23 protein-coding genes and 1 tRNA gene are annotated in these 21279 nt (G+C 69.7%); 12 read left to right on the top strand and 12 right to left on the bottom strand.

Annotation, left to right across the window (positions count from 1 at the left end; all coding sequences use genetic code 11):
- Positions 1 to 165: 165 nt before the first annotated feature.
- The 5 genes from IH48_RS37070 to IH48_RS0118770 all read right to left on the bottom strand — a co-directional run bounded on the left by IH48_RS37070 (position 166) and on the right by IH48_RS0118770 (position 4771).
- Positions 166 to 303 carry a DLW-39 family protein gene (locus IH48_RS37070; protein WP_209344620.1) on the bottom strand — a complete coding sequence of 46 codons (138 nt, stop codon included), beginning with the start codon at positions 301 to 303 and terminating at the stop codon, positions 166 to 168.
- 514 nt (positions 304 to 817) lie between these two features.
- Positions 818 to 1381 (bottom strand): GNAT family N-acetyltransferase, encoded by a 564-nt coding sequence (locus tag IH48_RS0118790; protein WP_051840107.1) that lies wholly within the window; start codon positions 1379 to 1381, stop codon positions 818 to 820.
- Between the two features lie 360 nt (positions 1382 to 1741).
- The gene (locus IH48_RS35125; protein WP_078849848.1) at positions 1742 to 2800 is read right to left on the bottom strand and encodes an HNH endonuclease; all 1059 of its coding nucleotides are present in this window, start codon (positions 2798 to 2800) and stop codon (positions 1742 to 1744) included.
- A 511-nt stretch (positions 2801 to 3311) separates the two neighbouring features.
- Positions 3312 to 3971 carry a YdcF family protein gene (locus tag IH48_RS0118775; protein WP_030905457.1) on the bottom strand — a complete coding sequence of 220 codons (660 nt, stop codon included), beginning with the start codon at positions 3969 to 3971 and terminating at the stop codon, positions 3312 to 3314.
- Positions 3971 to 4771, bottom strand: coding sequence for a GntR family transcriptional regulator (locus tag IH48_RS0118770; protein WP_030905454.1), 801 nt, complete (start codon positions 4769 to 4771; stop codon positions 3971 to 3973). Before IH48_RS0118770 ends, IH48_RS0118775 begins: the two co-directional genes overlap by 1 nt.
- Before the next feature lie 162 nt (positions 4772 to 4933).
- Here IH48_RS0118770 and IH48_RS0118765 point away from each other — a divergent pair, with 162 nt between their 5' ends.
- The 12 genes from IH48_RS0118765 to IH48_RS0118710 all read left to right on the top strand — a co-directional run bounded on the left by IH48_RS0118765 (position 4934) and on the right by IH48_RS0118710 (position 12116).
- Positions 4934 to 5263, top strand: a complete 330-nt coding sequence (locus IH48_RS0118765; protein WP_030905451.1) for a hypothetical protein — start codon at positions 4934 to 4936, stop codon at positions 5261 to 5263.
- Positions 5264 to 5268: 5 nt separating this feature from the next.
- Positions 5269 to 6621: an FtsK/SpoIIIE domain-containing protein gene (locus tag IH48_RS0118760; RefSeq protein ID WP_030905448.1), complete on the top strand. Its 1353-nt coding sequence runs from the start codon at positions 5269 to 5271 to the stop codon at positions 6619 to 6621.
- Between the two features lie 87 nt (positions 6622 to 6708).
- On the top strand, positions 6709 to 6906 hold the full coding sequence (locus IH48_RS0118755; protein WP_030905445.1) for a hypothetical protein: 198 nt from the start codon (positions 6709 to 6711) through the stop codon (positions 6904 to 6906).
- A gap of 23 nt (positions 6907 to 6929) precedes the next feature.
- Entirely contained in the window at positions 6930 to 7631 is a 702-nt protein-coding gene (locus tag IH48_RS34465) for a DUF2637 domain-containing protein (protein WP_420705505.1), read from the top strand.
- Positions 7632 to 7650: 19 nt separating this feature from the next.
- Entirely contained in the window at positions 7651 to 7839 is a 189-nt protein-coding gene (locus IH48_RS0118745; protein WP_030905440.1) for a mobile element transfer protein, read from the top strand.
- A gap of 18 nt (positions 7840 to 7857) precedes the next feature.
- On the top strand, positions 7858 to 8205 hold the full coding sequence (locus IH48_RS0118740; protein WP_030905438.1) for a hypothetical protein: 348 nt from the start codon (positions 7858 to 7860) through the stop codon (positions 8203 to 8205).
- 91 nt (positions 8206 to 8296) lie between these two features.
- Positions 8297 to 8491, top strand: a complete 195-nt coding sequence (locus IH48_RS0118735) for a hypothetical protein (protein ID WP_420705504.1) — start codon at positions 8297 to 8299, stop codon at positions 8489 to 8491.
- 5 nt (positions 8492 to 8496) lie between these two features.
- The gene (locus tag IH48_RS36620; protein WP_199809969.1) at positions 8497 to 8667 is read left to right on the top strand and encodes a hypothetical protein; all 171 of its coding nucleotides are present in this window, start codon (positions 8497 to 8499) and stop codon (positions 8665 to 8667) included.
- Between the two features lie 65 nt (positions 8668 to 8732).
- Positions 8733 to 9374: a DNA methylase gene (locus IH48_RS0118725; protein WP_234434320.1), complete on the top strand. Its 642-nt coding sequence runs from the start codon at positions 8733 to 8735 to the stop codon at positions 9372 to 9374.
- Positions 9371 to 10774, top strand: a complete 1404-nt coding sequence (gene repSA, locus IH48_RS0118720; RefSeq protein WP_030905432.1) for a replication initiator protein RepSA — start codon at positions 9371 to 9373, stop codon at positions 10772 to 10774. Before IH48_RS0118725 ends, repSA begins: the two co-directional genes overlap by 4 nt.
- Positions 10771 to 10959, top strand: coding sequence for a helix-turn-helix domain-containing protein (locus IH48_RS0118715; RefSeq protein WP_030905430.1), 189 nt, complete (start codon positions 10771 to 10773; stop codon positions 10957 to 10959). Before repSA ends, IH48_RS0118715 begins: the two co-directional genes overlap by 4 nt.
- Entirely contained in the window at positions 10959 to 12116 is a 1158-nt protein-coding gene (locus IH48_RS0118710) for a tyrosine-type recombinase/integrase (RefSeq protein ID WP_030905428.1), read from the top strand. Before IH48_RS0118715 ends, IH48_RS0118710 begins: the two co-directional genes overlap by 1 nt.
- A 68-nt stretch (positions 12117 to 12184) precedes the next feature.
- Here the strand turns inward: IH48_RS0118710 and IH48_RS0118705 are convergent.
- The 7 genes from IH48_RS0118705 to gnd all read right to left on the bottom strand — a co-directional run bounded on the left by IH48_RS0118705 (position 12185) and on the right by gnd (position 21277).
- Positions 12185 to 12261 (bottom strand) — tRNA-Ile (locus IH48_RS0118705).
- A 69-nt stretch (positions 12262 to 12330) separates the two neighbouring features.
- Entirely contained in the window at positions 12331 to 12915 is a 585-nt protein-coding gene (locus IH48_RS0118700) for a DUF3566 domain-containing protein (RefSeq protein WP_030905425.1), read from the bottom strand.
- Between the two features lie 90 nt (positions 12916 to 13005).
- The gene (gene gyrA, locus IH48_RS0118695; RefSeq protein WP_030905422.1) at positions 13006 to 15648 is read right to left on the bottom strand and encodes a DNA gyrase subunit A; all 2643 of its coding nucleotides are present in this window, start codon (positions 15646 to 15648) and stop codon (positions 13006 to 13008) included.
- 100 nt (positions 15649 to 15748) lie between these two features.
- Positions 15749 to 17851, bottom strand: a complete 2103-nt coding sequence (gene gyrB, locus IH48_RS0118690; RefSeq protein ID WP_078849846.1) for a DNA topoisomerase (ATP-hydrolyzing) subunit B — start codon at positions 17849 to 17851, stop codon at positions 15749 to 15751.
- Between the two features lie 711 nt (positions 17852 to 18562).
- A complete protein-coding gene (locus tag IH48_RS0118685; protein WP_030905416.1) occupies positions 18563 to 19120 on the bottom strand; it encodes a DUF721 domain-containing protein in 558 nt (185 codons plus the stop codon).
- Positions 19117 to 20292 carry a DNA replication/repair protein RecF gene (gene recF, locus IH48_RS0118680; RefSeq protein WP_030905412.1) on the bottom strand — a complete coding sequence of 392 codons (1176 nt, stop codon included), beginning with the start codon at positions 20290 to 20292 and terminating at the stop codon, positions 19117 to 19119. Before recF ends, IH48_RS0118685 begins: the two co-directional genes overlap by 4 nt.
- Before the next feature lie 61 nt (positions 20293 to 20353).
- The gene (gene gnd, locus IH48_RS0118675; RefSeq protein WP_051840101.1) at positions 20354 to 21277 is read right to left on the bottom strand and encodes a phosphogluconate dehydrogenase (NAD(+)-dependent, decarboxylating); all 924 of its coding nucleotides are present in this window, start codon (positions 21275 to 21277) and stop codon (positions 20354 to 20356) included.
- Positions 21278 to 21279 lie beyond the last annotated feature (2 nt).

The raw sequence follows: 21279 nt of genomic DNA, 5'->3' as shown, positions 1-21279 counted from the left end.
CCGCCGCCTTGCGCCCTGTCTCAGCCGGCGGGCCCGCCCGGGCCCGCCGGTTCATCCTGCCCCGCAGTCCCCCGGTCTGTCAGCGGCTTGGGACAGCACGAAGCCCCGGTCGCGTTCTGGCGGCCGGGGCTCGCTTCTTCAGGACTGTCTGCGGAGCTGCGCGCCTCAGGCGTCGGATCCGGACGACGGAACGGGGTCGGTCGCCTCCGTCCACAGATCCTGCTCGGCGCGATCCGCCTGGATCTGGCGGTACACGAGGAACCCGCCGATGGCGGCCAGTGCGACCAGGAGAAGCTTCTTCACCGCGCGACCTCGTCTTTCGTTGACGTAGGGGACCTTCTGTTCGCCGACTATACACACCGGCCGATACCGATCGGTGACCTGCCGGGGAGCCTCGCACGACCCCCATCCGGCACCCGCCACGGCCTCTCTCGGCAGGCGAGGAAGGGGAAGCAAAAAACTGCTAAATGCGATCAATATTCCTATAAGCGCATAGATGGACGAAGCCGTGGCACCCGGCACGGACAACGACTAGGCCGCCGGAAGTTCCGCGGGAGACCGGAAGGACAGGCAGGAGGACAAAGGGACCGATGGGACTCATCACTCAGATCCGCATCCTTCCGACCCGGGTGCCAGGATTCACCTGGGTGTTCGCCCATGTGGTAATCGCAGCGGCGGCCGCGCGGCACGGTGGGCGCCGGCGGCCCGGGAGGCGGTGGCCATGACAGGCTCCGAGACCCGGGCTTCTCCCTGCGCGCCGCCCCGCCCCGGGAGGACTTCGCCGAACGCCGGCGCGCGCTTCCGGTCGGCGACAGCCTCACCGATCCTCGGCCGCCCCGCGCATGACGTACGTGCCCCCGGCGGCCGGCCAGACGTAGCAGATCGCGGGGGTCTCCTGCCCGTCGCCGTAGCGGTGCGTCGCCTCGCCGATGTTCGTCCAGCCAAGACGCTCGTACAGGCGGATGGCGGCGGTGTCCTTGGTCATCACGTCGAGGACGAGGCGCAGTGAGCGGTCTTGCGCGTAGGCCATGGCCGTCCACATCAGCGTTTCGCCCGTGGCATGCCTCCGCGCCTCCCGCACGACGAACAGGCGGGCCAGCACGCCCATGCGCTCGCCGCTCCCGCCCGCCACGCCGTTCTGCTCCCGCCAGAGAGCCACGGCGTCCTCCCCGCGCGGCCGCATGATCGCTATGTGCCCGACGACGCGTTCGTCCTCCACGGCGACCCAGGCCGTCAGGACGGCCGGCGAACTGATCCACGCCTCGGGATCCGCCACCCCCTCGACGGGGTATCCGTCGGTGGCGTGGACCTCCACCAGTGCCTTCGCCGCGCCGGGCAGGTCGGCCTCCGTGAGGGGGCGGACGTGCGGTCCGCCGGTCACGCGAACGCCTGGGCGACGGCGAGGCTGCCCTCGTGGACGTGGTGCAGGGCGACCGCCACGCGTGTGGTGGGCACGGCCGCAGGCCAGGACATACCCGATCCCCCCGATCGGCACCGGTTTTGGATGTGCGAAACCCCCCAACCGCTGCCGGTTGGGGGGTTTTCCGCGCTGGTGGGGCTAACAGGATTTGAACCTGTGGCCTCATCCTTATCAGGTCGATCATACGACCGATCCGGCGCCGGTCGGTACTCGCGCTGCCCAGGTAGGGCGTACCTCTGCGTTCACTGCCGACCGGCGGTGATCGTGGCTGTTGGTGTCAGGCGCTGGTGTCACAGAACCACAGGCCCCTTGACACGTCGGTTAGTAGTGTCCCAAGCCCGCTCTGCTCGGCGCTGCTGCCGATTGCGGAGGGATCAGCGCTGCTCCCTGCGTTGCGGTGCTCTGAATCAGGCTCCGCAGTTCGGCAGGTGTGGGCCACGGTGCCCGGCGGTGAATCATCCGGTGGCAGTTGGCACAGATTAGAGCGAGATCACTGAGCTTGGTCCGTCCTTCGCCAGCCTCGTGCAAGGGCACAACGTGATGGCACTCGATGTAGCCGGCGCCCCGCGGGCCGTACGTTGTCTCGAAGTCGAAGCCGCACGCCTCACATGCGAGCCGGCGCCCTTGACGCAATACAGCAGCGATCTTTCTTTTGCGCAGGCCCTTGTCACGTTCGCGCGTTCTATGGCGGCGGATCAGCAATCTTCCCTCGGGGGCGCTGAAATCTTGGTCATCCTCCTCAGCCTCCGGCAGCAGGGCCTGAAACTCGCCTGAGGTAAGACCGTTCCGAATCTGCCGGGCCACCTCTGCCATCTCGGCTGGCCGGGAGAGGAAGGCGTTCATCACTTCGACATCAAGCGCGTTGCCGTTGGTCGGCTTGCCTGGGTAGTCCGGGTGGCGACACGTGATGTCAACCGTTTTGCGAGCTACGCCGTTAGGATTCCTAAAAAGTTCGTTACGCTGCTCTTCCGGGTGGATTGGCATCGTTTGCAGAAGATCGGATAGCTCAACCACACGCGGGTCGTCAAACTCCAATCGCTTCCAGCCGTTAGCCATGGCCAAGTCACACGCGAGGATGATCTCGTCACGCGTCCAGTCGGGACTCCGTGATGAGCGGATCAGGAAACCGACCTTGGCGAGCCATCTGGCGGCGTGGGATCTGCCACCACTCAACTCGTCCGGTCTCAGCGCTCGACCATGACGGAACTTGTGGGCCACACCGGCAATGGCCTTCGAGTCGTACGTACGGTCCTCGTGCAGAAGCAGATACCCAGTCGCAGGCTTGTAGCCGTACTTGGACAGAAACCTGTCCCGGCCCAAGTGGTCGTACTCGTCTATGGCTTTGAGGACGTCGTCTCGCGTGATCGCACCTTTACGCATGGCCGAAGGCTAAGGGCTGCCACTGACAACCCGTTAGGTTTTCGCGCTCCTCAGCCCTCCCTGCTCCCATCCCGTCCGCCTTCGACCCACACACCGTGGAGCGGGCGTGGTTCAGGGCGTCAAGGTGGAGCGCGCCACTGTACGAACGACCTTGACGCCCTGGGCCTCGTCTGCTCGGCTCTGCCTGGGTCGAAGGTGGTCGGGATGGGAGCCACCCACGCACGCCCCGACGATGCCGGCACCCGCACGACGGGCCATCCCACCCCGGACGCATGAGCGCCCCCGCCGGAGGCATGTCGGTAGCCTGCCGTGGCGTCTCGCGGTTCTCGCCCTCATGGCCTCGGCCCCGTCCCCATCGTGGGCGCGCGTCGGCGCAGCGCGGGCGGAGCGGGCCGGAGGCAGGAGCGGCGCCCGGCGCGGAGCCGGGAGCGCGCCCGGCGGAGCGGAGCGCAGCCGGGGGCCTTGATGAAGTAGAGAAACCTGTAACAACCCTGGTCGTGGGTCGGTCGGACTACACGCCTGCCGAATCGATCAGGCGACTGGTGAAGCCCTCGCGGCACAGCCGGTCGTAGGCCTGCGTCACGTTGTCCGGCACTGTCTGGCTGATCATGAAGCCCTGCTCCGGGTAGATCAGTAGCCGCTGTAGCGCGCCCACGAGCATGTCAATGACCAGGCGGGCGTCTCCGATGGAATCGACGTACTCGCCGAACGTCATCGGGGTGGACGCGCTGATGATCTCGACTTCGGGCCACAGCTTCCGGGCGGTGGCGTACGCGCGCCTCTCTTCGTACGGCTTGCTGATCAGAAGCACGGAGGAGACGGCCACGCCGGCGTCTTCCAGCACGGCCTTGGAGAACCGGATGTTCTCGCCGGTGTTCCTCGCCCTGGACTCGACGAGTACGGCGGAGCTGGGTACGCCAAGTTCCAGCGCCCGTTCCCGGTAGTGGACTGCCTCGCCGCGGGGCATGCGCTCACGCGTCGTCGGGCTGGTTGCTCCGGTGAACACAAGCAATGGGGCCAACCCGCGCTTGTAGAGGTCCACCGCCGCGTCCGCCACGCCCAGGTCATGGCTGCCCAAGCCGAGCGCGACTGAGCAGGGCCTCAGGGTGTGGCCCATCTGGTGGTAGTCCCACAGGCGTCGTGCGTCGTCCCATGCCTGCGTCGAGATCATTACTGCCCCTTCTCGCGCTTCGCGGAGTCCGGGACCTCGAAGTCGTACTCCCAGGCAAAGCGCGAAGCAGCGTGCACACCAATGGCGAACTCCACCACTGTGTCAGAGGCGGTGTACGTCGTCCGGTGCAGCTCTACGACAGGCTCACCCGGAGGGAGCTGCAAGAGCTTCACCTCGTCGGAGGACGCCGGACGAGCGAAGATCTGTTCCTTCATGTGGTCGATCTCGTACCCGGCGTCGTACAGCACCTTGAATCCACCGCCACGGCCGGCGGGCCCCGGGGTCGGGTCCACGATCCGTGTGCCCTCGACGTGCTCCGGCCGGTAGTAACTCGTGAGCGTGTGGGTCGGCTGGTCGCCTTCCTTCACGACGCGAGCGCGCGCGTAGACCTCTGCGCCGTCAGGTAGACCGTGTGCGGCCGCGACGAGCGGCGGGGCTTCGATGCGACTCACCGTTTGGGTCTGTTCGTTCCGGCGGTAGCTGCGTCCTGACGCCACCCGGTCCGCGATGAACGCCACCTCGTCGCCGTCACGCCACTTGGCCTTGTCGTATCGGGCAACACCGAGCCGCTTGAGCGGCACTCGCTGCCGTACGACCGTGCCGTGACCTCGTGACGACGTGACCAAGCCTTCTGCCTCAAGGGCCTTGTATGCCTGGTGGACGGTGGACTTAGAGCCTTCGCCGTCCTCGACCAGTTCCCTGATCTGCGGAAGCTGTGCACCAGGCGGGTATTTGCCCTGCTCACCCAGCCTGATCTCCTCAGCCAGCTTGTCCGCCAGCACCCGCCACTTTGGCGCCATTGGGCGTCTCCTCTCGATGGGTCCAGTCAAACACAGTCCCAGGACTGTTGACAGTCCCAGGACTGCGAGCCATAGTCTTCCTAACGCACTCGCAGTCCTAGGACAGCGAATCGCGCGGTCCCATTTTGGGCTGCGTCAACGCATCGACTCAGGGAGTACTACATGCCGTCCTTCAAGATCGACGTTTCGACCGCTGTGGTGTTCGTGGCGACTGCGCCGGCGCCGAAGCTGGTCAGCAAGCAGACCGGGGAGCGGGCCGTGGACCGGGAGACCGGTGCGGGTCTGTCGACGGTGGGTCTGCTGATCTCGGATGAGGGAGAGGGCAACCTCTACCAGGTCACCGTTCCGGAGACCGGCATCCCCGAGGGGCTCGCCCCGGGCACTCCGGTCTCGGTGATCGGCCTCAAGGCGCGGGACTGGGAGAACGAGTTCAACGGGCAGAAGCGGCACGGGATCTCCTTCCGCGCCGTCTCGATCGTGGCGGGGGCCTGATTCCCGTGACGGACGTGACCACGCTGCTCGAACTGTCCGGCGTCGCCGCCGGTGCGGGTGGGATCGGCTACGCGAAGGTCCGCGCCCCGCGCGCGTACTGGACGCTGGTGGGTCTGCCGGTGACGTGGGGCCGCTTCACCTTCACCTACGGCTCGACCATGGACGCCTGCGGGCTCACGGTGGCGCCCTCGCGGCTGCGGTCGTTCCTGGTGCGCAACGTGGCCCGGCGCGCTGAGGTGCAGCCGGTCCCGCCGAAGGTCCGCCGCGTGACGGGCACGTCAACCGGGCTTCGGGTCACGCTGCGTCTGCCCGCCGGCCTGGAACCTGCGGACGTCACGGCGGCCTCGGAGCGGCTTCGGCACGCCTGGGGTGTCCACTCCGTGCACGTCACCTCGCCTCGCCCGGGCTTCGTGGAACTGCGCATGACGGGCTATGACGTGCTGCGCCGGGTACGGATGCCGCACGCTCGCCGCTCGGTGTCGGGTCCGATGGTGGTCCCGGTCGCTCTGCGGGAGGACGGCACGCCGTTCGTGCGTGACTACCGGCAGGTGCCGCACGCGCTGACGCTGGGGGCGAACCAGTCGGGCAAGTCCATGTATCAGCGCAACCTCGTGGCCGGGCTGGCGAAGCTGCCGGTGGGCCTGGTCGGCATCGACTGCAAACGCGGTGTCGAACAGCGCACCTACGCACCCCGCCTGTCCGCCCTCGCCACCACCCCCGACCAGGCCAGCACCCTCCTGGACGCCCTCGTGGCTGAGATGGAGCGCCGCTTCGACCTGCTGAGCGCGCACGGGGTCTCGGACCTGTGGGACCTGCCGGACGAGGTGCGGCCGGTGCCGTTGGTGGTGCTGGTGGATGAGGTCGCGGAACTGTTCCTGACCACCGTCAAGAAGGAGGAGGAACGCCGGGACCGGATGGTGCAGCACATGGTCCGCCTCGCGCAGATGGCCCGCGCGGTCGGGATCTTCTTGGAGGTGTGCGGGCAGCGCTTCGGCTCCGAGTTGGGCCGTGGCGCAACCGCTCTGCGGGCTCAGCTCACGGGCCGTGTGGTGCACCGGGTCAACGACAAGCAGACCGCCGAAATGGGTCTCGGTGACGTCGCCCCGGATGCGGTGTTCGCCGCGACCTCGATCCCGGCGGACCGTCCGGGTGTGGCGGTGGCCGGTGACTCATCCGGCGGCTGGTCCCGCATCCGCACCCCGGAAACCTCGCCGGCCGACGCCGCCGCCGTCTGCCGCGCTCACACGCACCTCGTGCCCGAGCTGCCGTTCCTGGACCCCTTCCGGCCCGCCATCACGCCGGAGCCTGCCACAGGTGAGGGTCCCTCGCTGGTCAAGCCGCGTCCCGTGACCGACTGACCCACTCTCCCGCTCCACGGTCGGCGCGACCGCTTCGCGCCAGGTCCCTACCCCGCCCATGCCTCAAACCCGAAGGGAGCACACCCCATGCCGCGCAAAACCACCCGCCGCGCCCCGGCCAAGACCGTGGCGCCGGTCGAGCCCGCACCGTGCCCGACCTGCACCGGTGCCGGGACCGTCGCTCGAACCGTGCGCGTCGGTCGCCGTCACCGCACGGTCGGCCGACAGGAGGGCCTGTGCCTGACCTGCCTCGGCTCGGGCCTCGACCCGAACGCGGACGCCTGACCTGCCCAGAAAGGGGCCTGATGATGACGAAGCAGGATGCCGAGCGGATCGCGATTCTCACGGCTGGGGTCGTCATCCTCGCGTTGACCGCCGCCGCGTTCTGGCTCTCGTACGCGCACCTTGCGGACGTGGCCAAGACCAACGGCCTGGCCACCTCGACCGCGCGCATGTGGGCATGGCCGGCCACCCTGGATCTGTTCATCGTGGCCGGTGAAGTCCTCATGTTCCGCGCCGCGCTGCGCAAGGTCACGGACTGGTGGGCTGTCGCGCTGACGGTCGCGGGCTCCACGGGCTCGATCGGCCTCAACGTCGCAGGTGTCGGTGCGGGCCAACCGCCCCTGCATTACGTCGTCGCCGCCGTGCCGCCGGCTGCCGCCCTGCTCGCCTTCGGCGCCCTGATGCGGCAGGTCCACCACCTCGTCGGCGACCAGCCGACCGACCCGCACCCCGCGCCGGACGTCCCGGCTCCGGCAAAGGTCACCCTCGACCGCACTCCGGAGCCTGCTCCGGCCCCGGATGCGACCTCGGCGCCCGCCGCCGAGCTGCCCGCGGCCAAGCCCGCGCCTGCTGCCGTTTCGGTTCCGCCGGCGCTGCTCGATCACGCCCGGAAGCTCGCAGACACCCACCACGCCACCACCGGCCGGCCGATCGACGCGGACACCCTCCGCGCACGCCTCGGCGTCCCGGCGGCCCTGGCCTCCTCCATCACCGCCCAACTCACCTGACACAGAAGGGAAGTTCGTCATGCCGCGTCCGCGCCGCTTCTACGACGTGATCCGCATCGGCCCCGTACAGGTCGCCTCCTACTACGACGGCCACGGCCACACCAAGCACACCGCCACCTGTACCGCCCCCGGCTGCTCCTTCTCCACCGACAAGCACGACCGCCCCGGCGCCGAACTCGCCGCCAAAACCCACCGCTGCCAGCCCTGACCAGGAAGGACACCCACCATGTTCACCCCCAAGTACCCCAGCCCCGACACCGCCCCCAACCCCAGCACCGTGCCGACCGTCACGCCCGTCGTCCCGATCGCCTCGGACGGCCACGCCCCGGCCTGCACCTGCGGCCACACCCACACCCCGGCCGCGCCCGCCCCGGCTCCGGTCTCGACGCGGCCGACCGTGCAGCTCACGCCCGGCGCCCTGATCACCCTCGCCGTGGGCGGCACGACCGCCGTGCTCGTCATCGGCACGGTCCTGGTCTCGATGCTCCTCGCGGTCGCCGTCACGGGCGCCTCGGTCGCCGTGTGCGCCCTCGTCATCCGCTCCCTGCTCAAGGACACAAAGAACTCCCGCTGAACGGCCCCCGGCGCGGCCTCGGTCGCCAAACTTACGCCGCGCCGGGCGCCTGCAACCCCTTCCAGACCAAACGACCCGAAAGGGAAACCCCATGATGCCCGACCACGCCCCGACCCTGCCCATCTGCCGGCACTGCGACGGCTTCCCGACCGTCCACATCACCGCTGGCACCCGCCACCCCGACGGCACCCACGTCACCCTGCGCGCCGTCTGCCCGGCCTGCCAGGGCACCGGACACACCCGCCCCGCCGCCCCGGCGCACGCCGTCGTCCGGGTCGGGAGGTGAGCGCCGTGGCTCTCCTGAACTGGCGCTCTCCGGAGCACTACGACCACACCGGCGACAAGCCCTGCGTCCTGTGCAACGGACCGACCCCGCTGCGCTCCGACAAGGGCACGCCGGTCCACAAGGTGTGCGCCGAAGCCTGGCTCGACGCCCACCCGCCGAAGGAGAACGACCAGTGACCGCCGCGTACGCCGCGCATGGTTCGCGGGTCCTGGACCTGTTCTGCTGCTCGGGCGGTGCGGCCATGGGCTACCACCTGGCCGGCTTCCAGGTCGACGGCATCGACATCATCGACCGCCCCCGCTACCCCTTCGCCTTCCACCAGGCGGACGCCCTCGGCGCCCTCGCGCACCTGATCGCCACGGGCGAGATCGGCCGGTACGCGCTCGTGCACGCCTCCCCGCCCTGCCAGGAGGGATGCGCGCTGACCGTGGGAACCAACCGCTCGCGCGGCTGGGGACGGTCACACGTCCAGCTCATCCCCGAACTGCGGGCCCTCCTCGACGCCACCGGCCTCCCGTACGTGATCGAGCAGCCCAACGGCACGGCCCCGGTCCGGCCGGATGTGCGGCTGTGCGGGGAGTCCTTCCGCCTCGGCGTCCTGCGGCATCGCTCCTTCGAGCTGGGCCGCTGGTCCACCCCCCAACCGCCCCACCCCCGGCATCGGGGCTACGTGCGCGGCTACCGGCACGGCGTCTACCGCGACGGCCCGTACGTCGCCGCCTACGGCTCCGGCGGCGGCAAAGCCACCGTGCCCGAGATGCAGACGGCCATGGGCATCACCTGGACCGCTGTCCGCGAGGAACTGACCGAAGCCATCCCGCCGGCCTTCACCCGCTCGATCGCCACCGCCTTCACCACCGCCCGACAGGAGGTCTTCGCGTGACCACCACCGCGGCTCTCGCGGCGGCGGGCCTCGACCCGCTCACCCTCGGCGACGTGCTGAGGGTGGCCGGGTCGGCCGACTTCGACCGCTGGCAAGAACAGATCCGCCGTACCGGCGGCTGCACCGAACCCATCCACCTCACCGGCGCGACCAAGACCATCGACCCGACCACCGGCACGGTCCTGCACGCCTACTCGACCGACCGGGAACCCGGTGGCCGGCTCCGGGTCGCCTGCGGCAACCGGCGCGCCTCCCGCTGCCCCGCCTGCGCCTGGACCTACGCCGGCGACACCTACCACCTCATCCGCGCCGGACTGACCGGCGACCCGAACAAGGGCACCCCGCACACCGTGCGCGATCACCCCCGCGTGTTCGCCACGCTCACCGCGCCCTCGTTCGGGCCCGTCCACAACCGGCCTACCTCCGGCCGCTGCCGCTGCGGCGCACGCCATGCCGAAGGTGCGCCCGAGCTGGGGACCGCGCTCGACCCGAGCACGTACGACTACGCGGGCGCGGTGCTGTGGAACAACCACGCCGGGCACCTCTGGCGCTACGTCACCATCTACCTGCCCCGCGAACTCGCCGCCCGCGCCGGCCTCACCCAACGCGCCCTGAAAGAACAGCTCCGCGTCTCGTACGGCAAGGTCGCCGAGTACCAAAAGCGCGGCGCCATCCACTTCCACGCCGTGATCCGCTTCGACGGACCGGACGGACCCGACACCCCGCCCCCGGCCTGGGCCACCCTCGATCTCCTCGACGACGCCCTGCGGGCCGCCGCCGCCCGCGCCGAAGTCGCACTTCCCGCCGCCGGCGACCAACCCGCCCGCGTCCTGCGCTGGGGGACACAGCTCGACGTCCAGCCCATCGGCGCCTTCGGCAACGGCGAGGACCTTACGGAACAGGCGGTCGCCTCGTACGTGGCCAAGTACGCCACCAAAGCCGCCGAAGCGACCGGCACCGTGGATCGCCGTATCGGGGAGCTCGCCGAAGTCGACAAGCTGCCGGACCTGCCCGACCACACCCGCCGCCTCATCCGCGCCTGCTGGGACCTCGACACCCTCTATCCGGACCGGAAGCTGTGGCGGTGGGCCCACATGCTCGGCTTCCGGGGCCACTTCTCCACCAAGTCGCGCCGCTACTCGACCACCCTCGGCGCCCTGCGGCAGGTCCGCGCCGACTACCGGGCCGCCCAGCATCGGGAAGCGCTCGGCCTGCCCGACCCCGACGAGAACCCCGAGGCCACCACGCTCACCCTCGCGCACTGGGTCTACGCCGGCCACGGCCACACGCCCGGTGAGTCCTGGCTCGCTGCCAACCTTCGCCGGGACATCCAACACAACCGCGACACCGCCCGCGAACACCGCGCCGAACTGCTCGACCTGGAAGGGGACGCCGAATGACCACCGCAACTGCTGAACTCCTGACGGTGCCCGACGTCATGGCGCGCCTCAAGGTCGGCCGGTCCAAGGTCTACGACCTGATCCGCACGCACCGCCTTGTCTCCATCAAGGTCGACGGGTGCCGCCGCATCCCCGCGGACTCGGTGGGCGACTTCATCCGCCGTCAGATCGAGAGGGCAGCCTGATGACCAAGAGGCGGCCGAACGGTGGCGGAACGATCTCGAAGCGGGCGGACGGCCGGTACATGGGTCGGGCCTACGTCACCGACACGGACGGCAACCGCATCCGCAAGACCGTTTACGGCGCCACCTGGGACGAAGCGAACGAGAAGCTCGGCAAGCTTCAAGATCAGGAGCGCAACGGCGTCCCGGTGCCGTCCCGTGCCTGGTCGCTCGGCGAGTGGCTGACCTACTGGCTCGACCACATCGTGGAACCGGAACGGGAGCACAACACGTACGTCAAGTACGAGTCCAAGATCCGGCTCTACCTCCTCCCGCATCTCGGCAAGAAGCCGCTGGTGAAGCTCACGCCGGCCCAGCTCCGGGCGTTCATGGCCACCTTGAAGCGTGAGAACGTCGGCGCGTCCGTGCGCTTCGAGGTGCTCCGCGTCCTCCGGAACGCGCTGAACCGGGCCATGCGTGAGGAGCTGCTCACCCGGAACGTGGCTCTTCTGGTCGACATGCCCAGGGTCAGCAAGGACAAGGGCAGTGCGTGGAACGCGCGGGAAGCGATCACGTTTCTCCGCTCGGCTCGCGCGCACCGGCTCTACGCGGCCTGTGTGCTCGTCCTGGTGCTCGGGCTGCGGCGCAGTGAGGTTCTCGGCCTGCGCTGGCAGGACATCGACTTTGAGGGGCGTCAGTTCACTCCGGTCAAGCAGGTGCAGCGGGTCAAGGGAGCCGGCCTGGTCCTCAAGGACCTCAAGACCGAGTCCTCTCAGGCGGTGCTTCCGCTCCCCGAGTTCTGCTCGCGGGCCTTGGAGGAGCGGCGGGAGCTGCAAGAGCTGGAACGGAAGATCGTGGGTGAGCGCTGGGCACAGGAACCCGACCAAGATCTGATCTTCTCGTCGGAGCACGGCGGCATGCTCGATCCGGTCGGCTTCTCGCGGACCTTTGATCGACTCGTCAAGCGGGCCGGCGTGCGGCGCATCACGGTTCGCCTCGCTCGGCACACCTGCGGGACCCTGCTCGCCTTCCTGAAAGTCCACCCCAAGGTGGCGCAAGCGATCCTTCGCCACAGTCAGATCAGCATGACCATGGACGTGTACACGCACGTGGTCGGCGAGGATGAGCGGGAGGCGGTCTCGCTGCTCGCGCAACTCCTGGAAGATCCACTGATCGGCTGACCGTTGCCGTTGGTGTCAAGAGGTGGTGTCAAAAGGCCCCCAGTCCACTGGACTAGGGGCCTTTGCGCTGGTGGGGCTAACAGGATTTGAACCTGTGGCCTCATCCTTATCAGGGATGCGCTCTAACCAACTGAGCTATAGCCCCGCGCTGCCCCTGAAGATTAGCGCACTTCAGGGCCAGTCCCAAAATCGGTAAACGACCCTCGCCCGGCCCTCACTCGTCCTCGGCCAGGGTGAGCTCGACGCCGCCCACGAAGCCCGCCGAGATGTTGTAGATGAACGATCCGAGCGTCGCGAGCGCCGTGGCGAGTACCACGTCGATGACCGCGATGACGGCCGTGAACATCAGCACGCGCGGCAGCGAGAGGAACGACTGGAGGTCGAAGCCGTTGCCGTCGTTCGAGCCGGTCGCCTGGCTGATCGTGCCGCCCACCGTGGAGAAGACGCCCATGGCGTCCATGACCATCCACAGCACCGCCGCCGCGATGACCGTGCAGATGCCGAGCGCGATCGACAGCAGGAAGCTGACCTTCATCACCGACCACGGGTCGGCCTTCGAGACCCGCAGCCGCGCCTTGCGCGTGCGGGGCGTCGTGCGCGCGCCCGTGCGGGTTCTGCGCATGGCGGGGCTGCCTGCCGGGGCCCCGGGGCGGCCCGCCTGATGTCCGCCCCTGGCGCCGGCTTCCCCGGGCCCCGGGTACGCCTGCGGCGGGTGGTAGGGCTGCGCCTGCTGCTGTTGCGGCTGCGGCTTCGCGCCGTACGCCTCGTACGGGGGCTGCTGCCCCCGGGTGTCCGTCACCGTAACCCCCTGGGAGTCCGTGGCCGAGCCACGGGCGCTGTTCGCTCCTGAAGAAGAGGCCGATCCGGCGCCCGTGGTTCCACTCACGCTCTACTCCTCGTGCTCCCCGGTCGAGGGCTCGTTGCCCTCGGCCGCATCGTCGGCCGTGGCTGTGCCGGCCTCGGGGGCCTCGTCCCCCTCGACCTCCTCGGCCTCGCGGCCCGCCTCGGCATTGCGCGCGATCCCGACCACGGCATCGCGTTTGCCCAGGTTGATCAGCTGGACACCCATGGTGTCACGACCCGTCTCCCTGACTTCGTTGACTCGCGTGCGAATCACACCACCGCCGAGCGTGATGGCCAGGATCTCGTCGGTCTCCTCCACCACCAGCGCCCCGACCAGGGAACCCCGGTCCTCCACGATCTTGGCGGCCTTGATTCCGAGTCCGCCTCGACCCTGGACGCGGTACTCGTCCACATTGGTCCGCTTCGCATAACCGCCGTCGGTCGCGGTGAACACGAACGTACCGGGCCTGACGACATTCATCGAGAGCAGTTCGTCCCCTTCCCGGAAACTCATGCCCTTCACCCCGGACGTGGCACGGCCCATGGGCCGCAGCGTGTCGTCCGACGCGGTGAACCGGATCGACTGGGCCTTCCTGCTGATGAGCAGCAGGTCGTCCTCGGCCGACACCAGTTCGGCGCCGATCAGTTCGTCGTCGCGGCCGTCCGCCGTCTCCCGGAGGTTGATCGCGATGACACCACCCGAACGCGGTGAATCGTAGTCCTTCAGCGCCGTCTTCTTGACCAGGCCCGCCTTCGTGGCCAGGACCAGGTAGGGGGCCGCCTGGTAGTCGCGGACCGCGAGGATCTGCGCGATCTGCTCATCCGGCTGGAAGGCGAGCAGGTTCGCCACGTGCTGGCCGCGCGCCTCGCGTCCCGCGTCGGGCAGCTCGTACGCCTTCGCCCGGTAGACGCGGCCCTTGTTGGTGAAGAACAGCAGCCAGTGGTGCGTCGTCGACACGAAGAAGTGGTTGACGATGTCGTCCTCCTTCAGCTTCGTGCCCCGCACCCCCTTGCCGCCGCGCTTCTGCGACCGGTAGTCGTCGGTCTTCGTGCGCTTCACATAGCCGCCGCGGGTGATCGTGACGACGATGTCCTCCTCGGCGATCAGGTCCTCGATGGACATGTCGCCGTCGAAAGGCACCAGCTTGGAGCGCCGGTCGTCGCCGTACTTCTCGACCAGGACGGCCAGTTCCTCGCGGACGATGCCGCGCTGCTTCTCCTCCGAGGCGAGGATCGCGTTGTACTCGCGGATCTTCGCCTCCAGGTCGTCGTGCTCGGCGACGATCTTCTGCCGCTCCAGGGCCGCGAGGCGGCGCAGCTGCATCTCCAGGATCGCGTTGGCCTGGATCTCGTCGATCTCCAGCAGGCCCATCAGGCCCGTGCGCGCGACGTCGACGGTCTCGCTGCGCCTGATCAGCGCGATGACCTCGTCGATCGCGTCCAGCGCCTTGAGCAGGCCGCGCAGGATGTGCGCCCGCTCCTCCGCCTTGCGCAGGCGGAAGCGCGTACGGCGGACGATGACCTCGATCTGGTGCGACACCCAGTGCCTGATGAACGCGTCGAGCGAGAGGGTGCGCGGCACGCCGTCGACGAGCGCCAGCATGTTGGCGCCGAAGTTCGACTGCAGGTCGGTGTGCTTGTACAGGTTGTTCAGGACGACCTTGGCGACCGCGTCCCGCTTCAGGACGATCACCAGGCGCTGGCCCGTGCGGGACGACGTCTCGTCGCGGACGTCGGCGATCCCGCCGATCCTGCCGTCCTTCACCAGGTCGGCGATCTTCTGGGCGAGGTTGTCCGGGTTCGTCTGGTACGGCAGCTCGGTGACGACGAGGCACTGCCGGTTCTGGATCTCCTCGACCTCGACGACGGCGCGCATCGTGATCGAGCCGCGCCCCGTGCGGTACGTCTCCTCGATGCCCTTGCGGCCGACGACCAGCGCGCCGGTCGGGAAGTCGGGGCCCTTGATGCGCTCGATCAGCGCTTCGAGCAGCTCGTCGGGGGTGGCCTCGGGGTGTTCGAGCGCCCACTGCGCGCCGGCCGCGACCTCGCGCAGGTTGTGCGGCGGGATGTTGGTCGCCATGCCGACGGCGATGCCGGCCGAGCCGTTGATCAGCAGGTTCGGGAAGCGCGCCGGCAGGACCGTCGGCTCCTGGTTCCGGCCGTCGTAGTTGTCCGTGAAGTCGACGGTCTCCTCGTCGATGTCGCGGAGCATCTCCATCGACAGCGGCTTCATCTTGCACTCGGTGTACCGCATGGCCGCGGCCGGGTCGTTGCCCGGAGAACCGAAGTTGCCGTTGGAGTCGACGAGCGGCATCCGCATCGACCAGGGCTGGGCCAGGCGCACCAGGGCGTCGTAGATCGACGAGTCGCCGTGCGGGTGGTACGTGCCCATGACGTCGCCGACGACGCGCGCGCACTTGTAGAAACCGCGCTCGGGGCGGTAGCCGCCGTCGTACATCGCGTACAGCACGCGCCGGTGGACGGGCTTGAGGCCGTCCCGCACGTCGGGCAGCGCGCGCGACACGATGACGGACATCGCGTAGTCGAGGTACGAGCGCTGCATCTCGGTCTCGAGCCCGATGGGCTCCACGCGCAGCGCCAGGCCCTCCACGGCCGTCCCGTCGGGCAGCACGGGTCCTGTGGGGCCGTCCGGGGCGTCGGGGGTGTCAGGGGTGTTCTCGTCGGCCATTGCTGGTCAGTGTTCCTTTCGGCCTGTAAGGACCTGTGCGGATGCGCGTGGGTCGCCGGCCGTGCCGGCCGCGTCGGCAGCCGTGGCGCCCGGCGCCCGCTCAGATGTCGAGGAAGCGGACGTCCTTGGCGTTGCGCTGGATGAAGGAGCGCCGCGCCTCGACGTCCTCGCCCATGAGCACCGAGAACAGGTCATCGGCCTGCGCCGCGTCGTCCAGGGTGACCTGGCCGAGCACGCGGTGGTCGATGTCCATCGTGGTGACGCGCAGCTCCTCGGCGTTCATCTCGCCGAGGCCCTTGAAGCGCTGGATGGAGTCCTCGCGGATCCGCTTGCCGTTCGACCGCCCCATCTCGATCAGCGCGTCGCGCTCGCGGTCCGAGTACGCGTACTGGACGTCGCCGCGCCCCCAGTCGATCTTGTACAGCGGCGGGCGCGACAGGTAGACGTGCCCGGCCTCGACCAGCGGCCGCATGAAGCGGAACAGGAACGTCAGGAGCAGCGTGGTGATGTGCTGGCCGTCGACGTCGGCGTCCGCCATGAGGATGATCTTGTGGTAGCGGAGCTTGTCGATGTCGAAGTCCTCGTGGACACCCGTGCCGAACGCCGAGATCAGCGCCTGCACCTCGGTGTTCTGCAGGATCTTGTCGACGCGCGCCTTCTCGACGTTCAGGATCTTGCCGCGGATCGGCAGGATCGCCTGGTACATCGGGTCGCGACCGGACTTCGCGGAACCGCCGGCGGAGTCGCCCTCGACGATGAAGATCTCGCACTTCGTCGGGTCGTTGGACTGGCAGTCGCTCAGCTTGCCCGGCAGGGAGGCCGACTCGAGCAGCCCCTTGCGGCGCGTCAGGTCGCGCGCCTTGCGGGCCGCGACGCGCGCGGTCGCCGCCTGGATGGCCTTGCGGATGATGTCCGCGGCCTCATTGGGGTTGCGGTCGAACCAGTCCGTCAGGTGCTCGTGCACGACCTTCTGCACGAACGTCTTGGCCTCGGTGTTGCCCAGCTTGGTCTTCGTCTGTCCCTCGAACTGGGGCTCGCCCAGCTTGACCGAGATGATCGCCGTGAGGCCCTCGCGGATGTCCTCGCCCGTGAGGTTGTCGTCCTTGTCGCGCAGCAGCTTGCGCTCGCGCGCGTAGCGGTTGACCAGGCCCGTCAACGCGGCCCTGAACCCCTCCTCGTGCGTGCCGCCCTCGTGGGTGTGGATGACGTTCGCGAACGAGTACACGCCCTCGCTGTACTGCGTGTTCCACTGCATCGCGATCTCGACCGAGAGCATGCGCTGCTTGTCCTCGGCCTCGACGTCGATGATCGTCGGGTGGACCAGCTCCCCCTTGCGGGAGTTGAGGTACTTCACGAAGTCGACGATGCCGCCCTCGTAGTGGTACGTGACCGACATCGGCGGCTGCTCGTCCGCGCCGTCATCGGCGACGTCGCCCCCGGCCGTGCCGGCGCCCGCGACGGCCTTCGCCGACTCGCGCTCGTCGGTCAGATTGATCGTCACGCCCTTGTTGAGGAACGCCATCTCCTGGAAGCGCCGCGACAGCGTCTCGAAGGAGTACTCCGTCGTCTCGAAGATGTCCGGGTCGGCCCAGAACGTGACCGAGGTGCCGGTCTCCTCGGTGGCCTCGTTGCGCGCCAGCGGCGCGGTCGGCACTCCGAGCTTGTACTCCTGGGTCCACCGGTGGCCCTCGGTCTTGATCTCCACGGAGACCTTGTGCGACAGGGCGTTCACGACGGAGACGCCCACGCCGTGCAGGCCGCCGGAGACCGCGTACCCGCCGCCGCCGAACTTGCCGCCCGCGTGCAGGACCGTCAGCACGACCTCGACGGCCGGCTTCCCCTCGGAGGAGACGATCCCGACGGGGATGCCGCGGCCGTTGTCGACCACGCGGACGCCGTTGTCCGGGAGGATCGTGACGTCGATCGTGTCCGCGTGGCCGGCCAGCGCCTCGTCGATGGAGTTGTCGACGACCTCCTGCACCATGTGGTGCAGGCCGCGCTCGCCGGTCGAGCCGATGTACATGCCCGGCCGCTTGCGGACCGCGTCGAGACCCTCGAGCACCGTGATGGCGCTGGCGTCGTAGGCGGTGGTGACCTCGCCGTTCCCTTGGGTGACGGGAGTGACGGGAGTGACGGCAGTGGGGGGAGTCATTTCCTGGGGGTTGCCGGAATCGGCCACGAAGCGCCCTTTCTGGCACAGCACAGGCCGTTCTCCGGCTCGCGGGAGCGGCTGCGTCGTTCGGCTTCTGTCGACGGTGTGACGACGTTGTGTCGGGTCCCGCAAGCGCGGCGGGATTCGCTGCCAGTCTACCGGTAGCGGCGACACTCATGGGGGTTTGCCGGTACCTCAGTACGCATGTGCCGCCCTCGGGGTGCCCCAGCCGACTCCCCATATGGGCAACGGGGCTCCAAGAGGCTCAGAAGGGCACTCAGCGCTTCGAGGCTGTCAACCCCTCGCCACCTGGCGAATCACTCGCTCGCGGGCGCCTGTTTCCGCAGGTCAGGCGGGGTGTTACCGGCCGTCGCCCGAGCGGAGGCCGTGGCCCGGCCCCGGACGGGTGGCCGTCCGGGGAGGCGGGAGCGGCCGCCGCGGCGCCGGACGGCGCGTCGGCGGCGCCTGTGCGGCGTCCGGGCCCATGACGCACATCACGCCCGGACGCACGCCCGCATGGACGCACGCACGTGCGGACAGGGGACTGGGAGGCGCCTGAGGACCCGGGTCCGATTCGCCGGGCGCCCAGGCGGGAGGCGCCTGAGGACCCGGGTCCGATTCGCCGGGCGCCCAGGCATGCACGCGGAAGGCCCAGGCCGCCCGGACGCTTCCGGCCCGTCCTGCCGGATCCGCTCGCCAGGGGACGGGACGGGACGGGCCGGGCGCCGGACGCCCCCCGTGGGGCGGCATGGATCGGCCGGCTCAGCCGTACGTGTCGCCCGGGCCCTTGCTGCCCGGTGCGCGCAGACGGCCGTAGCGCTGGGGCGGCCCCGACGGGCCGAGCACCTTGATCAGCCGCACGGTGCCGTGGCCCAGGTCCTCGTTGAGCCGGGCCAGCAGCCGGGGCGCCAGCAGCCTCAACTGCGTCGCCCACACCGTGGAGTCGCAGACGACCGTCAGCACGCGCTCGTCGTCCCCGTCGTCGAACCGCTCCGGCACGCAGTGCTTCGCCAGCTCCTCGCCGACGATCTGCGGCCAGCGGCCCATCACGCCGCCGACCGCCGCCGGCGCCTCCCAGCCCCGCTCCGTGATCAGCCGGTTGACGGCCGCGCCGAGCGGCAGCGGGTCGCGCCCGTCCGCACGCGCGCCGGACCTGAGCCCACCGCCGCGGCGGGCCTGCTTGCGGTCCCGCACCGCGTCGCCCCGCGCCCGCGCCTGCTCGCGTGCCGCGCGCAGCGCGACCCGCGCCAGGTCGACGCCCTTCGGCTCGTCGGCCGCGCCCGCGGCCGCGGGCCGCTCGCCCGCGTCCCCGCCGCTCACAGCCGCTCCACCGCACCGTCCGCGACCGAGAACCGCGTGCCCGCCAGGACGCCGGGCACGTCGTCGTCGACCGCCGCGGTCACCAGCACCTGCTCGCCGGGCGCCACCAGTTCCGCCAGCCGCTCACGCCGCCGCACGTCGAGCTCGGCGAACACGTCGTCGAGCACGAGCACCGGCTCGTTGCCCTCGGCCCGCAGCAGCTCGTACGACGCGAGCCGCAGCGCCAGCGCGAACGACCAGGACTCGCCGTGGCTCGCGTACCCCTTCGCGGGCAGCTCCCCCAGCTTGAGCACCAGGTCGTCGCGGTGCGGCCCGACCAGCGTCACGCCGCGCTCGATCTCCTGCGCCCGCACCGACGCCAGCGCGGCGATCAGCTGCTCGTACAGCTGCTCACGCAGGCCCGCCGTACCAGCGGGCGCGGCCGCACCGGGGTCGGCGGCCGCCGCACCGGGCTCGACGGCCGCCGCGGCGGAGGAGCGGTACTCCAGGCCCACGGGCCCGCCGCCGGGCGCCACGTCGCCATAGGCCTTGTCGGCGAGCGGGCCGAGCGCCGAGACCAGGTCGGCGCGCTGCGCCAGCACCTCGGCGCCCACCCGTGCCAGGTGCTGGTCCCACACGTCGAGCGTCGAGAGGTCCATCCCGCGCCCACCGTGCCTGCGGGCCATCGCCGCCGACTTGAGCAGCGTGTTGCGCTGCCTGAGCACCCGGTCGTAGTCGGAGCGCACCCCCGCCATGCGCGGCACCCGCGCCGTCACCAGCTCGTCGAGGAACCGCCGCCGCTCGCCCGGGTCGCCCTTCACCAGCGCCAGGTCCTCCGGCGCGAACAGCACCGTCCGCACGATCCCGAGCACATCGCGCGGCCGCACCTGCGAGGACCGGTTGACGCGTGCTCTGTTGGCCCTGCCCGGGTTCAGCTCGATCTCCACGAGCTGGGAGCGCTCGCCCTGCGTCACCGCGGCACGTACCACCGCGCGTTCCGCGCCCGCCCGCACCAGGGGCGCGTCCGACGACACCCGGTGGCTGCCGAGCGTGGCCAGATAGCCGACCGCCTCGACGAGGTTCGTCTTGCCCTGGCCGTTCGCCCCCACGAAGACGGACACGCCCGGACCGAGGGCGACCTCGATCCGGGCGTACGACCGGAAGTCGGCCAGCGACAGATGCGTGACGTGCATGGACGTGCGCCGGCCTCCTGGAAACGACCGCTGTCCGGCGGCTCACCGGGCAGCGGTCCGACTACTTGTCGGACTTCTTGCTCTGCTTCGCCATGGCCTTCGCCTCGGCGGCGTTCGCCTCGACCGCGTGCCCGCCGAACTGGTTGCGCAGGGCGGAGACCATCTTCATCTGCGGGGAGTCGTCCTGCTGCGACGAGAACCGGGCGAACAGCGCCGCGGTGATCGCCGGCAGCGGCACCGCGTGGTCGATCGCCGCCTCCACCGTCCAGCGGCCCTCGCCGGAGTCCGCCGCGTAGCCCTTCAGCTTCTCCAGGTGCTCGTCGTCGTCCAGCGCGTTGACCGCCAGGTCGAGCAGCCAGGAACGGATGACCGTGCCCTCCTGCCAGGACCTGAACACCTCGCGCACGTCCGTCACCGAGCCGACCTTCTCCAGCAGCTCCCAGCCCTCGGCGTACGCCTGCATCATGGCGTACTCGATGCCGTTGTGGACCATCTTGGCGAAGTGGCCGGCCCCGACCTTGCCCGCGTGCACAGCGCCGAAGTCGCCCTCGGGCTTGAGCGCGTCGAAGACCGGCTCGACCTTCGCGACGTCGTCGGGCGTGCCGCCGTACATCAGGGCGTAGCCGTTCTCCAGGCCCCAGACGCCGCCGGAGACGCCGCAGTCGACGAATCCGATGCCCTTGATGCCCAGCTCGACCGCGTGCTTCTCGTCCTCGGTCCAGCGGGAGTTGCCGCCGTCCACCACGACGTCACCGGGGGAGAGCAGGTCGGCCAGCTCGTCGATCGTGGACTGCGTCGGGGCGCCCGCGGGGACCATGACCCAGACGACCCTGGGGCCCTTGAGCTTGTCCACAAGCTCGCCCAGGCTGTGCACATCGGCGATGTCCGGGTTGCGGTCGTATCCGACGACGGTGTGGCCCGCGCGGCGCAGACGCTCGCGCATGTTGCCGCCCATCTTGCCGAGACCGATGAGACCGAGCTCCATCA

It is taken from the genome of Streptomyces sp. NRRL F-5126 (genome assembly GCF_000721265.1).
GTDB lineage: Bacteria > Actinomycetota > Actinomycetes > Streptomycetales > Streptomycetaceae > Streptomyces.
Note: the sequence above shows the minus strand (reverse complement) of the source record. Positions and strands in the feature narration are given on the sequence as shown.

What these genes read in the sequence shown, in the direction of transcription:
- IH48_RS35125 (WP_078849848.1), bottom strand. Translation starts at nt 2,800, where the DNA reads ATGCGTAAAGGTGCGATCACGCGAGACGACGTCCTCAAAGCCATAGAC.
- IH48_RS0118775 (WP_030905457.1), bottom strand. Translation starts at nt 3,971, where the DNA reads ATGATCTCGACGCAGGCATGGGACGACGCACGACGCCTGTGGGACTAC.
- IH48_RS0118770 (WP_030905454.1), bottom strand. Translation starts at nt 4,771, where the DNA reads ATGGCGCCAAAGTGGCGGGTGCTGGCGGACAAGCTGGCTGAGGAGATC.
- IH48_RS0118765 (WP_030905451.1), top strand. Translation starts at nt 4,934, where the DNA reads ATGCCGTCCTTCAAGATCGACGTTTCGACCGCTGTGGTGTTCGTGGCG.
- IH48_RS0118755 (WP_030905445.1), top strand. Translation starts at nt 6,709, where the DNA reads ATGCCGCGCAAAACCACCCGCCGCGCCCCGGCCAAGACCGTGGCGCCG.
- IH48_RS34465 (WP_420705505.1), top strand. Translation starts at nt 6,930, where the DNA reads ATGACGAAGCAGGATGCCGAGCGGATCGCGATTCTCACGGCTGGGGTC.
- IH48_RS0118745 (WP_030905440.1), top strand. Translation starts at nt 7,651, where the DNA reads ATGCCGCGTCCGCGCCGCTTCTACGACGTGATCCGCATCGGCCCCGTA.
- IH48_RS0118740 (WP_030905438.1), top strand. Translation starts at nt 7,858, where the DNA reads ATGTTCACCCCCAAGTACCCCAGCCCCGACACCGCCCCCAACCCCAGC.
- IH48_RS0118735 (WP_420705504.1), top strand. Translation starts at nt 8,297, where the DNA reads ATGATGCCCGACCACGCCCCGACCCTGCCCATCTGCCGGCACTGCGAC.
- IH48_RS0118725 (WP_234434320.1), top strand. Translation starts at nt 8,733, where the DNA reads ATGGGCTACCACCTGGCCGGCTTCCAGGTCGACGGCATCGACATCATC.
- IH48_RS0118715 (WP_030905430.1), top strand. Translation starts at nt 10,771, where the DNA reads ATGACCACCGCAACTGCTGAACTCCTGACGGTGCCCGACGTCATGGCG.
- IH48_RS0118710 (WP_030905428.1), top strand. Translation starts at nt 10,959, where the DNA reads ATGACCAAGAGGCGGCCGAACGGTGGCGGAACGATCTCGAAGCGGGCG.
- gyrA (WP_030905422.1), bottom strand. Translation starts at nt 15,648, where the DNA reads ATGGCCGACGAGAACACCCCTGACACCCCCGACGCCCCGGACGGCCCC.
- recF (WP_030905412.1), bottom strand. Translation starts at nt 20,292, where the DNA reads ATGCACGTCACGCATCTGTCGCTGGCCGACTTCCGGTCGTACGCCCGG.
- gnd (WP_051840101.1), bottom strand. Translation starts at nt 21,277, where the DNA reads ATGGAGCTCGGTCTCATCGGTCTCGGCAAGATGGGCGGCAACATGCGC.